This is a genomic window from Microbacterium sp. zg-Y1090 (assembly GCF_030246945.1).
Taxonomy (GTDB): Bacteria; Actinomycetota; Actinomycetes; order Actinomycetales; family Microbacteriaceae; genus Microbacterium; species Microbacterium wangruii.
In genome coordinates, this window is sequence record NZ_CP126742.1 from 3054306 (window position 1) to 3068413 (window position 14108).

13 protein-coding genes are annotated in these 14108 nt (G+C 69.2%); 4 read left to right on the top strand and 9 right to left on the bottom strand.

All coding sequences use genetic code 11. The features are described 5' to 3' along the window. The first annotated feature begins 11 nt into the window (after positions 1-11). From QNO26_RS14370 to trxA, 4 genes are all read left to right on the top strand, one after another. On the top strand, positions 12-2333 hold the full coding sequence (locus QNO26_RS14370) for a DUF6049 family protein (RefSeq protein WP_257638566.1): 2322 nt from the start codon (positions 12-14) through the stop codon (positions 2331-2333). Positions 2334-2353: 20 nt separating this feature from the next. After that, positions 2354-3922: a murein biosynthesis integral membrane protein MurJ gene (murJ, locus tag QNO26_RS14375; RefSeq protein WP_374679388.1), complete on the top strand. Its 1569-nt coding sequence runs from the start codon at positions 2354-2356 to the stop codon at positions 3920-3922. Between the two features lie 107 nt (positions 3923-4029). Further along, positions 4030-5022 (top strand): thioredoxin-disulfide reductase, encoded by a 993-nt coding sequence (gene trxB / locus QNO26_RS14380; RefSeq protein ID WP_257638568.1) that lies wholly within the window; start codon positions 4030-4032, stop codon positions 5020-5022. A gap of 59 nt (positions 5023-5081) precedes the next feature. After that, on the top strand, positions 5082-5405 hold the full coding sequence (trxA, locus tag QNO26_RS14385) for a thioredoxin (RefSeq protein WP_257532448.1): 324 nt from the start codon (positions 5082-5084) through the stop codon (positions 5403-5405). Positions 5406-5488: 83 nt separating this feature from the next. On the opposite strand, the gene QNO26_RS14390 is transcribed toward trxA, so the two are convergent. From QNO26_RS14390 to rpmH, 9 genes are all read right to left on the bottom strand, one after another. Further along, positions 5489-5833 carry a tryptophan synthase subunit alpha gene (locus tag QNO26_RS14390; protein WP_257532450.1) on the bottom strand — a complete coding sequence of 115 codons (345 nt, stop codon included), beginning with the start codon at positions 5831-5833 and terminating at the stop codon, positions 5489-5491. A gap of 34 nt (positions 5834-5867) precedes the next feature. Further along, the gene (locus tag QNO26_RS14395) at positions 5868-6941 is read right to left on the bottom strand and encodes a ParB/RepB/Spo0J family partition protein (protein ID WP_257532451.1); all 1074 of its coding nucleotides are present in this window, start codon (positions 6939-6941) and stop codon (positions 5868-5870) included. Then, entirely contained in the window at positions 6941-7882 is a 942-nt protein-coding gene (locus QNO26_RS14400; RefSeq protein ID WP_257532453.1) for a ParA family protein, read from the bottom strand. The genes QNO26_RS14395 and QNO26_RS14400 overlap by 1 nt, the downstream gene beginning before the upstream one ends. Before the next feature lie 2782 nt (positions 7883-10664). Continuing rightward, entirely contained in the window at positions 10665-11288 is a 624-nt protein-coding gene (gene rsmG / locus QNO26_RS14405; protein WP_257638569.1) for a 16S rRNA (guanine(527)-N(7))-methyltransferase RsmG, read from the bottom strand. Continuing rightward, the gene (locus tag QNO26_RS14410) at positions 11285-11776 is read right to left on the bottom strand and encodes a Jag family protein (RefSeq protein WP_257532458.1); all 492 of its coding nucleotides are present in this window, start codon (positions 11774-11776) and stop codon (positions 11285-11287) included. The genes rsmG and QNO26_RS14410 overlap by 4 nt, the downstream gene beginning before the upstream one ends. Before the next feature lie 19 nt (positions 11777-11795). After that, positions 11796-13061, bottom strand: coding sequence for a membrane protein insertase YidC (gene yidC / locus QNO26_RS14415; protein ID WP_306816620.1), 1266 nt, complete (start codon positions 13059-13061; stop codon positions 11796-11798). Positions 13062-13067: 6 nt separating this feature from the next. Beyond that, positions 13068-13403: a membrane protein insertion efficiency factor YidD gene (gene yidD / locus QNO26_RS14420; RefSeq protein ID WP_374679389.1), complete on the bottom strand. Its 336-nt coding sequence runs from the start codon at positions 13401-13403 to the stop codon at positions 13068-13070. A 17-nt stretch (positions 13404-13420) separates the two neighbouring features. After that, the gene (rnpA, locus tag QNO26_RS14425; RefSeq protein WP_257532462.1) at positions 13421-13759 is read right to left on the bottom strand and encodes a ribonuclease P protein component; all 339 of its coding nucleotides are present in this window, start codon (positions 13757-13759) and stop codon (positions 13421-13423) included. 8 nt (positions 13760-13767) lie between these two features. After that, a complete protein-coding gene (rpmH, locus tag QNO26_RS14430; protein ID WP_013584598.1) occupies positions 13768-13905 on the bottom strand; it encodes a 50S ribosomal protein L34 in 138 nt (45 codons plus the stop codon). Positions 13906-14108 lie beyond the last annotated feature (203 nt).

Here is a 14108-nt window from a genome sequence, read left to right on the forward strand (position 1 = left end):
CGAAACCCGCCATGACCGACATCTCCGCATCGCGCCGCCCGTGGCATGCCGCACTGCTGACCGCGCTGCTGGTCGTGCTGACGCTGGCGCCCGGGCTCACCGCCGGCGCGACGACGGAGGATTCGGATGAGACGCGCGGCACCGCTGCGCTGCACCTGACCCTGTCACCGGTGGGCAACGGGGTCGTGCGGCCCGGTGACGCGCTCTCGGTGTCGGTGACCATCTCGAACGAGAGCCCCCTCGACACCCCGCCCGCCGACATCGGCCTGGAGCTCGGCGCGACGCCGCTGGCGGACCGTGCGGCGCTGGCGTCGTGGCTGGGCGGCGACGGCAGCGGCTACGACCTGACCGCCGTCGGCTCGGCCGTCTCCGATCCGGTGGATGCCGGCGGCCGCGGCACCACCGGCATCCTCGTCGCCGCCGACGATCCGCAACTGGCCGGCCGGGCCCCCGGCGTGTACCCGCTGCGGGCCACCGCGACGAACGCGACGGGAACCCTGGTGTCCACGAGCGTCATGGTCGTGCCCGACGACGCCGCCGGCGGCGCCGGTGTGGGCGTGGTGGTGCCCATCACCGCGCCGGCGACCGAAAGCGGGCTGCTCACGGCCGATGACCTGCTCGCCCTCACCGCACCCGACGGCGAACTGACCGCTCAGCTCGAGGCGGTCGCCGGCAGCAGCGCCATCCTCGCGATCGACCCCGCCGTGCCCGCCGCGGTGCGTGCCCTCGGTTCCAGCGCTCCCCCCGCGGTGACGCGGTGGCTGCAGCGGCTCGAGGAGCTGCCCAACGACCGGTTCGCCCTGCAGTTCGGCGACGCGGACATCGCCGCCCAACTCGACGCCGGCCTGCCCGCGCCCCTGCAGCCCACCACACTGCAGCCCTACCTGGCCGCGGCGGACTTCGTGCCGGCTGCCACTCCTGGCCAGACGCCGACACCGACTCCCACGCCCACCCCCACCGAGGCGGTGGTCCCCGCGCCCGCGCGCGTCTCCCCCGGAGCGACGACGCCGGGAGCGGCCGCTTCCCCCGAGGAGACGGCCACCCCCACGCCCACCCCCACTCCGACGCCCGAGCCCACACCGACCCCCGAACCCGAGCCCGGACAGCCGGTGTATCCGACGCTCGAGGAACTGCTGTCGGTCGACGCGACGCGCGACAACGTGTTCTGGCCCTTCGGCGGCACCGCCGGGGCGGGCGTCGTCGACGCGCTGGGAGCCCTCCGCGGCGACGCCGACGACACCGCGAGCCTCACGCTCGTCCCGTCGGCCACGACCGCGCAGGGGGCGCGCACCGCCACGGTGCCGGCCCGCGGCAGCGCCGGAGCGGCATCCGTGCTCGTCTACGACTCGGCGATCTCCGCCGCCCTGCGCGCCGCCTCGCTCCGCGACGAGACCACCCTGCGCGGTGCCGCGTTGGCCGAGGCCACGGCGCACCTGTCGTTCGCACTGCGTGAGACGGGCGGAAAGCCTCTGCTCGTCACCCTCGACCGCGCCGACGGTCGCTCCCGCGTGGGGCTGTCCACGGCACTGGCCACGGTGGGTGCGGCCCCGGGGGCGACCCCTGTCCGCCTCGACGCGCTCGTCGCCGCCGAACCGACGGCCGTGAGCATCGCAGAGGCGACGGCCGACGAGGCTCGCGTGGCAGCGGTGACCGAGCTGCAGGCCGAAGAGGCGTCGCTCGTCGCGTTCTCCACCGTGCTGACCGATGCCACGGTGCTCACGGCTCCGGAGCGGGCCGAAGTGCTGCAGCTGCTCGGCGGTGGCTGGCTGTCCGACGCGGAAGCGTGGCGGCAGGCCCTCGTCGCGCACCGCGAGGCGACCGCCGCCACCCTGGGCGCCGTCAGCATCCCGCAGCTGACCGACATCAACCTCGTGGGCAAGAACGTGCCGCTGCGCATCTGGGTGCGCAACAGCCTGCCGTGGCCGGTGGATGTGATGCTCATCGCGCAGCCGGGAGACGCCAGAATCCTCGTGCAGCGGGGAACCCCCGTGCAGGCGGAGCCCAACAGCAACACCCGCGTGGAGATCCCGGTGGAGGCACACGTCGGAAACGGCGAGGTCGACATCCGGTTCGAGCTGCTCTCCCCCACCGGCGTCCCCATCGGCCAGCCGCAGAACGCCACCGTGATGGTGCGAGCGGACTGGGAGATCATCGGCATCGGCGCCCTCGTCACCGTCGTGGGCGGGCTGCTCACGATCGGCCTCATCCGCACCGTGCGACGGCGGCGTGCGGGGACGGCGGAGGACGACGTTGAGAAGGATGCCACGGCAGACATGGATGCCGCCGACGTATCGAAGACGGCGGGCGACGACCCGCAGAGCGGAGCCTCATGAGCATCGGCCGGGCGAGCGTCATGATCGGCGCCGGAACGCTCGTCTCGCGGGTGACGGGGCTGCTGCGACAGATCGTGCTCGTCACGGCGATCGGCACTGCGATGGCAGGCGATGCCTTCGTGGTGGCGAACCAACTCCCCAACGCGATCTTCCTCATCGTCTCGATGGGCATCCTCACCGGCGTCATCGTGCCGCAGATCGTCGCCGCGGGCCGCAGCGACGACGGCGGCGAGGCGTTCATCTCGAAGCTGATCACCTTGGGTGCGGTGGTGCTGCTGGCGATCACCGTGATCGCGGTCGCGTGCGCGCCGCTGCTGGTCTCGCTCTACGGCGGTGGCTTCGCACCCGAGCAGCACGCCCTCGCCACGGTCTTCGCCTACTGGTGCCTGCCGCAGATCTTCTTCTACGGCCTCTATGCGCTGCTGGGTGAGACCCTCAACGCGCGGCGCGTCTTCGGCCCGTACACGTGGTCCCCGGTGATCAACAACATCGTGTCGATCATCGGCTTCGGCGCCTTCATCCTGCTCTACGGCACGACGAACTCCATCGAGGGCTGGGATGCCGCGATGATCGCGCTCATCGCCGGCACCGCGACGCTCGGCATCGTGCTGCAGGCGGTCGTCCTGCTGCTGTTCTGGCGCCGCACCGGCCTGCACCTGCGGCCCGACTTCCACTGGCGCGGCATGGGCCTCGGGGTCATCGGGCGCCTCGCCAGCTGGACGTTCCTCATGGTGCTCGTCGGGCAGCTGAGCGCCCTCGTGCAGTCCGCAGTGCTGTCGGTCGCCTCGCGCGAAGCTGCCGCCGCGAACATGGTCACCGGCAACGCGAACCTCATCTTCATGCTGCCGTACTCGATCATCGTGCTCTCGATCGGCATCCCCTACTTCACGCAACTGAGCGAGCACGCCGCCGACGGCCGCATCGACGACATGCGGCGCGACATCGACACCAGCATCCGCTCGATCGGCGTGCTCATCGTCGGCGCCGCCGCCGCGATCGCGGCCGCCGCTGTGCCCGTCTCCCGGATCTTCACCAACGACGCCCCCACCGCCGTCGAAGGCGCCCTGGTGCTCGGCGGCTACCTCGTGGGACTCATCCCCATCGCGGTGCTGTTCACCATCCAGCGGTCGTTCTACGCCCTCGGCGACACCCGCACGCCCTTCGTCTTCTCGCTCGTGCAGGCCGTCATCGTCGCCGTCACGGCGCTGCTGGCATCCACCCTGCCCGCCGGGCTCACGGCGGCGGGCATCGCGCTCGGACAGTCGATCGCCCTCACCGTCGCCCTCGTCATGGCGGCGGCGCTGCTGCGACGCAAGATCGGCCGACTCGCAGCGGGGAGCTGGCTGCCCGCGCTCGGCAGGTTCGTGCTCGCGGCCGTCCCCGCAGGCGCGGCCGGCTGGCTGGTCTACTTCGCCGTCGGCGCGCAGGACAGCTGGATGGTCGCCGACAAGCTCCAGGGCGCCCTCGGGACCATGCTCATCGGCGCCGTCGTCGCCGCGGTCTACGTGGGCATGCTCGCCCTGCTGCGGGCGCCCGAGCTGCAGGTGGCCCTCGGCCTCGTCCGCCGCGTGCTGCCCGGCAAGCGCTGACTCCGCGCCGCGCGGCGCCGCCGAGGGCGGCTGGAATGCCCCGCGGTTAGCATGTGTTGAAGACAGGAGCGGACGGCCCCTCGTCCGCCGTCGAAGGAGCAGCACACGTGCGTCAGGTCATCATCATCGGTTCGGGTCCCGCCGGCTACACCGCCGCCATCTACGCGGCCCGCGCCAACCTCGAGCCGCTGGTCATCGCGAGCTCCGTCGAAGTCGGCGGCGAGCTCATGAACACCACCGAGGTCGAGAACTTCCCCGGCTTCCCCGAGGCCATCATGGGCCCGGACCTCATGGCGAAGATGCAGGAGCAGGCCGAGCGCTTCGGCGCAGAGGTGCTGTACCAGGACGTCGTGTCGCTGGATCTGGACGGCGACGTCAAGACGGTCACGTTGGGCAACGGCGAGACGCATCAGGCGTACTCCGTGATCTACGCGACCGGGTCCGCCTACCGCAAGCTCGGCGTGCCCGGCGAGGAGCGTCTCTCCGGCCGCGGGGTGTCGTGGTGCGCCACCTGCGACGGCTTCTTCTTCCGTGAGCGCACGATCGCCGTCGTCGGCGGCGGCGACTCCGCCATGGAGGAGGCGACCTTCCTCACGAAGTTCGCCTCGAAGGTGTACATCATCCACCGCAAGGACACTCTGCGCGCGTCGAAGATCATGCAGGAGCGCGCCTTCGCGAACGAGAAGATCGAGTTCATCTGGAACAGCGAGGTCGCCGACATCCTCGGCGACGAGGCCGTCAACGGCGTCGTGCTGCGCTCCACCACCGGCGGCACCACCCGCGAGCTGCCGCTGGACGGTCTGTTCGTCGCCATCGGCAACGACCCGCGCACCCACCTCGTGCACGACAAGCTCGAGCTGACCGCTGAGGGGACCATCTGGGTTGACGGACGCACCTCGCGCACCTCGGTGCCCGGCGTGTTCGCCGCCGGCGACGTCATCGACCCGACCTACCGCCAGGCCGTCACGGCTGCCGCCAGTGGCACGGTGGCCGCCCTCGACGTGGAGCACTACCTCGCCGCCCGCGGTGAGGCGGCCCTGCCGGAGAGCGACGTCGCGCAGATCGATGGACTGCCGGATGCCGCCACGGTCGGCGCCTGAGGAACAATCCCCTCCGCTCCGGCGTTGCCTCCACTGACAGACTTCCGAAGGAGATCATCATGACAGCCCAGGCCACCACCTCGTCCAACTGGCAGCAGGACGTCCTCGACGCCGACGGCCCCGTGCTCGTCGACTTCTGGGCGGAATGGTGCGGCCCGTGCCGCATGGTCTCGCCGATCCTCGACGAGATCCAGTCCGAGCACCCGGGCAAGATCACGATCCTCAAGCTCAACGTCGACGAGAACCCGGATCTTGCGATGAAGTACCAGATCACCTCGATCCCGGCGATGAAGGTCTTCCGCAAGGGCGAGGTCGAGAAGACGATCATCGGCGCCAAGCCGAAGTTCGCCCTCGAGCAGGACCTCGCCGCCTACATCGGCTGAGACACCACACGAAACCCCCGGTCGGATCTTTTTCTGACCGGGGGTTTCGTCGTCTCTGGGCTCTCTGCTGCGCAGCGCGGCGGTCAGGATGCCTGTACGCGCACCGTGGCATCCCACCGTCGGTACGGCTCCGAGCCGAGCAGACGCCACACCGCCGTGGTGAGCGACGGGTAGTCGATCGCGATCTGGCGCAGCACGCGGTAGTTGCGCGCCTCGGTGGGGCGGGTGCCGCCGTCTGCCGCGATGTTCTCAGCGCGGAGAATCAGCACGACCAGCTCATCGACGCTCGGCAGGTCCTCCATGAAGTCCCAGGGATCCTCGCCGGCGCGCAGCCGCTCATGGATGAGCACCGAGAGCTCGTCCGCCGCCTCGGCGCGCAGCACTTCGACGCTGGCGCGGCGAGGTACAGAGCGGTCGGAGTCGGTCATGTATCCAGCCTACGCTCGGCTGGAGACACCGGGCTCACGTCGTGCCGAACTCCGTCTCCCCGATCTCGGCGAGGATGCGATTGAGGTCCTGAATGGTCGCGAAATCGATCACGACCTGGCCTTTTCTTGCGGAGATGTTGATCTTGACACGGGTGTTGAGGCGATCGGCCAGGCGCTCCGCCACCTCGTCGAGGTGAGCGCGGCGCGCCCCGGCCTTGGGCGCCGGGCGACGCGATCTCCCGGCATCCAGGCTCTTGGCGGCAGCTTCCGCCGCGCGCACCGAGAGGTCCTCGTTGACGATCTTGTCGGCGAGGCGCTGCATGGCGTCGGCATCGTCGAGCGACAGGACGGCGCGGGCGTGACCGGCGCTGAGCACCCCGGCCGCGACGCGCTGCTGCACGGGCACCGGCAGCTTCAGCAGACGGATGGTGTTGCTGATCTGCGGACGAGAGCGCCCGATGCGGGTGGCCAGCTCCTCCTGCGTGATGCCGAAGTCCTCCAGCAGCTGCTGGTAGGCGGAGGCCTCTTCGAGCGGGTTCAGCTGCGCACGGTGGAGGTTCTCCAGCAGCGCATCGCGCAGCAGGTGCTCGTCGTCGGTGTCCCGTACGATCGCCGGGATCGACGTGAGGCCGGCTTCGCGGGATGCGCGGGTGCGCCGCTCCCCCATGATCAGCTCGTACTTGCCCTCGGCGTTGGTGCGCACGACGACGGGCTGCAGCACGCCGAACTGGCGCACGCTGTGGACGAGCTCAGCGAGGTCGTCGGTGTCGAAGTGCGTGCGGGGCTGGCGCGGGTTGGGGACGATGTCGCTCGGGTTGATCTCGATCAGGCGGGTGCCCGGGATCGCCACGAGTTCGACCGCGTCGTCCGCCGCGGTCGGTGCGGGTGCAGACGGAGCCTCCTCCCTTGATGCCTCGGTGGTCGCGGCGGAGGTGTCCGCGCCCTTCGGTGTGACACCGGCATCCTTCGCCTCATAGGCGGCGGACCGTGAGGCCGTCGACGGCATGGCTCCACTCGGGAAGAAGACGTCGACCGGACGGGCTTCCGATGACTCCGCGGTCGGGATGAGCGCCCCGATGCCTCGACCGAGACCAGTTCTCTTCGCCATCAGGCTGTTCCTTCGTTCTCGTGTGTTTCGCCGCGTCGGATGATCTCCACGGCTGCTTCCCGGTAGGCCACCGCGCCGGCGGAGTGCCCATCGTAGGCGATGACCGTCTGCCCGAAGCTCGGCGCCTCGGACACCCGCACGGAGCGTGGGATGACGGTGTCGAGCACCTGCTCGGCGAAGTGTGCGCGGACCTCTTCGGCCACCTGCTGCGCGAGCCGGGTGCGTCCGTCGTACATCGTGAGCAGGATCGTCGAGACGGTCAGCCGCGGGTTCAGGTGCTTCTGGATCATGCGCACACTGCCGAGCAGCTGGCTCAGTCCCTCCAGCGCGTAGTACTCGCACTGGATGGGGATCATCACCTCATCCGCGGCGGTGAAGGCGTTGATGGTCAGCAGCCCCAGAGACGGCGGGCAGTCGATGATGACGAAATCGAGCGGCTGGTCGACGTCTGAGAGATAGGTCTCGAGGGCGGTCTTCAGCCGGTGCTCCCGGGCGACCTGCGAGACGAGTTCGATCTCCGCGCCGGCGAGATGAATGGTGCTCGGCGCACAGAAGAGGTTCGGGGACTCAGGGCTCTGCTGCACGATGTCCGCGATGGGGAAATCGTCGATCAGCACGTCATAGACGCTCGGCACGTCCGCCGTGTGCGGGACGCCGAGGGCCGTGGACGCGTTGCCCTGCGGATCGAGGTCTATCACCAGCACGCGAGCGCCGACGGATGCCAGCGCAGCGGCCACATTCACCGCGGTCGTGGTCTTGCCGACCCCGCCCTTCTGGTTCGAGACGGTGATGATGCGGGTCTTCCCGGGAAGTCGCACATCGACGCTCTCCAGCGCGCGGCGCCGCGCGCTGAGGTCGGCGAGTTCCCGCGCGAGCGGTGCGTCATCGAGGGAGAAGGCTGCCGAGTCGGCGGCATCCTCGGGTTGTTTCACGTGAAACATCCTTCCGTTTTCGCTCGACGAGACACTCTCTCCACCCTACGCGACACCACCCCCACTCCCCGCCGACGTCGCCGGATGCACGCTGATATCGGACGCCACCCGCGCACGCGCGCGGGTGGTGCGCGGCGATGGCTCCGTTCCCCCGCGCGTTGGTCGCGTCGCCTCGCTCGCCCCCGGCGGTGCGGCCCGGCGCCGACGTGACGGAACCACTGCGTCCGCGCCACCTCTGGGCATCTCAGAGGGCGCACCGGAGCTGAGTGAGGTCTCGCCGCGGTCGTGCACCGCATCGAGGGACGATGCGATTGCTGGGCCACCTGTCGCCGCGAGCACGAAGGCCGGGCCGCGCCGATCGAGACAGCCGCCCCTGGGTTCACCGCGTCGCATTGTGCACAACAGACACGGGCGCGCCCGCCTGATCACGCCGGCCCTGCGACCCACAGGGCCGAAACGTCGGCGATCGATACGCCGACCTCGACGCATGTCACCTCCGCGATGCCGCGGCCATCTCCGCTGCCGCGACCGAGCCACAGAGCACCCGCCACTCACCTCACGCGAACTCTCCGACCACCCCTGTCCCCTTGCCCCCGTGGGGACCGCCCGCGCATCTGACCCCGTCGGATCACGGAAGCCAGGAGGGAAAGGCAGCGAGTGGGCGTCTTGGTTTCACGTGAAACACCCGCGCGCCATCCCGGGTGGCAGCGCGGCCGGAGCGGGCAGTGCGCGACCCGTCCCGGATCGTTTCACGTGAAACGCTGGGCCTCGTGCAGTAGGGCTGGACGCATGACCGGGGCACAGACGGCGCTTCGGTCCGGGGACGGAGCTATCGCGAGGCTGGCTTCTCCCGCCTGACGCCGGAGTGCTGGAGCAGAGCGACAGAGCTGCCGATACCGCAACCGATACAGACGGCTGGGTGGCCAGGGAGCCCCGTCCCTATCGCGCGGTCGCGGACGCTCCATGCCGTATGCCTGTCGCGATTCCCATGAAGCCGGCTGCCGCCCCCGCCCTCCGCCGTAGATGAGTCGCGACGGGTGACCTCGTCGCGACTCTCCTCCTCACGCGTCAGAGCGCACGCGGAGGAGCGCCGGCCTTGTCCGTGACGGTCGCGAAAGCCTCCGTACCCACCTATCCGCGTATGGCCGGCACGCGCTGAGCCGCGTGACGGATGAGTTCGCCATCAGCAATGTGCCTCGTCGCCCGCACATCACGTGAGCGAGATGGCGGTTGAGGCGGTGCCGTGCATCCGATGTTTCACGTGAAACGGGGTGGACGATCAGCGCGTTTCCACATCAACTCGGCATTCGGGCAGCGCACACGCACGGCTTCGGCGCCCACACAGACGTTCGCCGGGCACCGGCACGCGGATCCGGAAGCACCACTCCCCCGCCGCGTCGCTCAGACGGCGGAGGGGTCGGGGTTGCACACACGAGCCGTGCCGCTCTGCAGCATGAGCGGATGTTTCACGTGAAACGGCTGCGCCGCCCGACCGCGCTGAGTCAGCGACAGGCTGACGAACGGGGGCACGGGGCGCTGTCGACGCGCGCCCGATCCATCCTCGGAGCCATGATTCGCGCGTCACCGGTCTGCAGGACCGAGTTCCGTCCGCTCCCGGCGTGCACGACATCGCGACCACGCCGCTCCTCTCGCGCGCCGCAGCACGCGCACAGCACACCGCACGCTCCGTTTCACGTGAAACGCCCTGCCAGGAGCGTGCACTGGTCCCGAGATGAAAGGCCGGTATGACTCACGCACTGACGCCCCAATGGAATCCACCACCGGCGAGCGGCCCGAGCACCCCCGACAACCTCAGTGCGCCCGCGCGCCCCTCAAGCTCGAACCGTCGCGTCGGGTGCCCACGCAGCGACCGGTATGCAACCGGACTCACGCATGGGACGCACGCTCGATTCTCGGCAGGCCAATCCCCGCCGGTTCGCGTGATCTGCCATGCACGGCGCGGTGATGTTTCACGTGAAACGTCGCGTACGGGGGAGGAGCGTGGGTCCCCAGAGGAGGGAACACAACGCGGAGGCGAGGCGGAAGAGTCGAGCACGAAGAACCTCCGTGACCACGGCCTGCCCCCCGAGGGGGCTGGCGAGCCTTCACAGGGGCGTCGCTCACTGACCGTCACGTGGCCCCGCGGCCTGAAGTGAAAAGCGTGCTCGTTTCACGTGAAACATCACGTGAGTGCCGTCGCCTTTCAGCAGGGCCGCGCCGCCTTCGCGGGTGGGGTGAGGTCGCTCCCCCGCCCACGGGCCTCTCGGATGATTCGGCACCACTGCGCAGAGTCGACGAGCATCGGTGCACGCCACCCGTCCGCGCCCCACCCCAACACCGACTCGCGGCGCGTGTCCACGCACACGTCGTCACCGACGTCGTCCGTCGAACGCGCCGCTGCCAGGACGTCAGCGCCCGGCGCACGCGATCCGTCGGGCACGTACTTCGCAGGCGCGGGTCACCCGGCTGAACTCCCATCCCTCACCCCCGCGCGGGCTGACGTACACGACCGCGACACCGAAGGGGGTCGTTCTGCGGCGAATCTGCGCTCGAGTGGGCTGAAAACCGACCTGCCGCGCATCGCCGGATCGCCCGGAGAATCGCTCTCACACAACTGAAATCGGGCTACATCTGCCGCTCGAACGGGCTCGCGTACCGATGAGGCGAGCGGAGCTCGGCCGGAATCCCCCGTCGAGGAAACCCGGATGGGCTCAGTGAGTCATCGACTCGGCGCGCGAATCACATCATGCGATGCACAACCGGGTTCCCCGGCGCCCAACGCGAACCGACGTCAGCGCACCGTTGCGCGAATGACCCGTGTGGGTTCGTCGACGAGACCCTCGCCCACCGGCTCGACGCGGACATCGCTCAGCTTGTACTTGCGGATGACCTTGTCCGCCGCCGCGATCTCATTCGCGGCGTTCGCACCCTTGAGCAGAATGAGTTCGCCGCCGTCTCGCACCAGCGGAGCCGTCAGCGGAACGAGGGTCCGCAGGGCGCTCACCGCGCGTGCCGTAACGGCATCCAGCACCGGGCCGCGCTTCCAATCCTCTGCTCGACCGCGCACGACCTCGACGTTGTCCAAGCCGAGGGCATCCACCTGCTCGTTGAGCCACACCACCCGGCGCTCCATCGGCTCGATCAGCACCCATTCCACGTCGGGTCGAGCGATCGCGAGCACGATTCCGGGCAGGCCCGCGCCCGAACCCACGTCGCCGACGCGCCCGCTGAACAGCGGCGCAGCCACGGCGCTGTTCAGAATGTGCCGGCTCCACAGACGCGGCAGCTCGAGCGGGCCGATGAGACCCCGCTCCTCGCCGTGCTGCGCCAGCGCGTCAGCAAAAGAACGCGCAAGGTCAACGCGGTCACCGAAGATATCGGCGGTGACCTGGGGTTCCTCTTCGAGGTTGTTCACGCGCGGCGAATGACGGTGTGTCGTTCCGCACCCTCGCCGTACGACTCCGAGACGAGGCCGCGCGCCGACACCACATCGTGCACGAGCTTGCGCTCGTAGCTCGACATCGCCGGCAGAGACGCCTGCGACGCTCCCTCATCCAGCCGGGCGATCGCGACATCGACGAGCTTCTCCAGCTCACGCTGACGCTGCTCGCGGGAGCCCCCGACGTCGAGGATCAGCCGCGAGAACCGACCGGTGCGGTTCTGCACGGCCAGACGCGTCAGCTCCTGCAGCGCCTGCACGGTGTCGGGATGACTCAGACGCGAGAGCGACGAGGAGTCTTCGGCTTCCACCGACACGTACGCCCGTCCCGCGCGCACATCCAAGGCGAGATCGCCGTCGATGTCAGCGATGTCCAGCAGCTCCTCGAGGTAGTCGGCGGCGATGTCGCCTTCCTGTTCGAGCTGCTCGACAGTGGCATCCGCGGATTCAGGCGTGAGGGTCATGTCGATGTTCCTTCGTAGCTCAGGACTTCTTCGGCGGCGCGGGCGGCGTCGTTCCGGGGCGGCCATCGGTGCCCTTTCCGTCCATGCCGGCGGCACCACCCTTCGGCGGCTGCTTCTTCGGTGCTGCCGGCGGCGTCTTGCCCGCGGGCTTCTCGCCGGCACCACCGGAGCCTTCTTTGCCGGCCGGCTTACCGGCATTGCCGGCGGCCTTCGGCGGCTGCTTCTTCTTCGCGCGCTGCTTGCCCATCGGCTGCTGACGCTTCGGTGCGGCGGCGCGAGCACGCTCCGCCTCCTCCGCCAGGCGGCGCTGCTCCTCCTGGTACTTCTCCAGCGGAATCACGCGGCCCTTGGCATCCAGTGCCTTGCCCTTGCGCGCCAGACGCTCCTCGCGCTGCTTCGCAGCGTCGGAACCCGGGGTCGGGAGGTTGCGGATCACGACGAACTGCTGCGCCATCGTCCAGAGGTTCGAGGTGAACCAGTACATGACCACGCCGAGCGGGAAGAAGACACCCGAGAAGATGAATGCCAGCGGCAGGACGTACAGCATGATCTTCTGCATCTGGTACGCCTGGCCGGTTTTGGCCTCGGGCGACAGGTTCTTCGAGATGATCTGCAGCTGAGTGATGAACTGCGACGCGATCATGAGCACGACGAGGATGACGAGGATGATGACCGTGGCCGTCTGACCCTCGTTGATCGCATCGATCATGTTCGTGTGCAGCGGCGCGACATCGAACAGCTGGGCGTCGTAGAACTGCTTCGTCAGCTCGGTGTTGAGCAGTCCCACACCACCGACGCCCCACTCGGCGTGCTTCTTGACGTCGCTGAGCGTGTAGAACATGCCCAGCAGAATCGGCATCTGCACCAGCAGCGGCAGGCAACTCGACACCGGTGTCGTGCCGTGCTTCTTGTACAGGGCCATCGTCTCGCGGCTCATGGCCTCGCGAGAGAGCTGGTCCTTCTTGCCGCGGTACTTCTCCTGGACTTTACGCAGTTCAGGAGCGATTTCCATCATCTTGCGCTGGCTCTTGATCTGCCGCACGAAGAGCGGGATCAGCGCCGAGCGCACGACGATCACGAGACCGATGATCGAGAGCACCCACGTGGCACCCGCGGCCGCGGGCATGCCCACCGCGGTGAACAGCCAGTGCCAGAACACCAGGATGAGCTCGACGAGCCACTTGAAGGGCCACATCAGCGTGCTGAAGAGGTCGAATCCCTCACCCGGCGGCGGTGTCGTCGGGGTGGGCACCACCGGGATGGGGGTGGCAGCGAAGAGATCCAGCACGGATCAGTCCTTTCCGGAGGGCACGACGAAGCCGTGCCGGGTCAGCTCGTGACGGAAGCGTGGGTTCGGCGGGACGTCGTCGATTCCGCCGGCGGCCCAGGGATGGCACCGCCCCAGACGTGCGGCGGTGAGCACAGTGCCCTTCGCCAGGCCGTGCTGCTGCACGGCACCCACCGCGTACGCCGAGCACGAGGGGTAGTACTTGCAGACATCGCCGTACAGGTGCGAGATCGTCGCCCGATAGCTGTGCAACAGGGCGAGCCCGAGGTTGCGGGGGACGAGTGGAAGGCCGCGCCACACCTGGGTGGGTTCGAGCGTCGCCTCACCCACCGAGGCCATGGGGAGCGTGGACGTGCTCATGCTGCGGCCCGCTTGGCGAGGCAGCGCCGGACGTCTCCGCGCAGCTGGTCGTACGGAGCGGTGGCCGCGCTGGGCAGGGCGCGGATGACGATGTCGGCACCGGATGCCACGTCGTCGACCACCTCTGCGCACACGGCCTTCAGCCGTCGGCGCACGGTGTTGCGCACGACGGCGCCGCCGACCTGCTTGCTGACGATGAAACCGAATCGCGGCGCACGGTCACCGACGGGACCCATGACGTAGGTGACGGTGTGGGATCCCCCACACCGTCTCCCGCCACGGACGACCGCTCGGTACTCGACGCCGCGTGTGAGGCGGTTCAGCCTCGAAAGCACAGCTTGCGTCAGGCGGAGAGCTCGGTGCGCCCCTTGGCGCGACGAGCGGCGAGGATGCCACGACCGGCGCGGGTGCGCATGCGGGCGCGGAAGCCGTGCTTCTTGGCGCGGCGACGGTTGTTGGGCTGGAAAGTGCGCTTGCTCATGAGGATCACTCCGGATCGGCGGTCACCGGAACGCTGGGACCGGGGACGCGGGTACAGGGGACTGCCCGAACGGGCATACGTCAACCGATTAAGGGTACGTCGCCACGCCCGAGAACTCAAACCGGCCAGGAGGGGCACACTTTATCCACCGACCGGGCGCTCGCCTGGCAATGACACGCACCCGCGCCGTACAGTGGATTTGG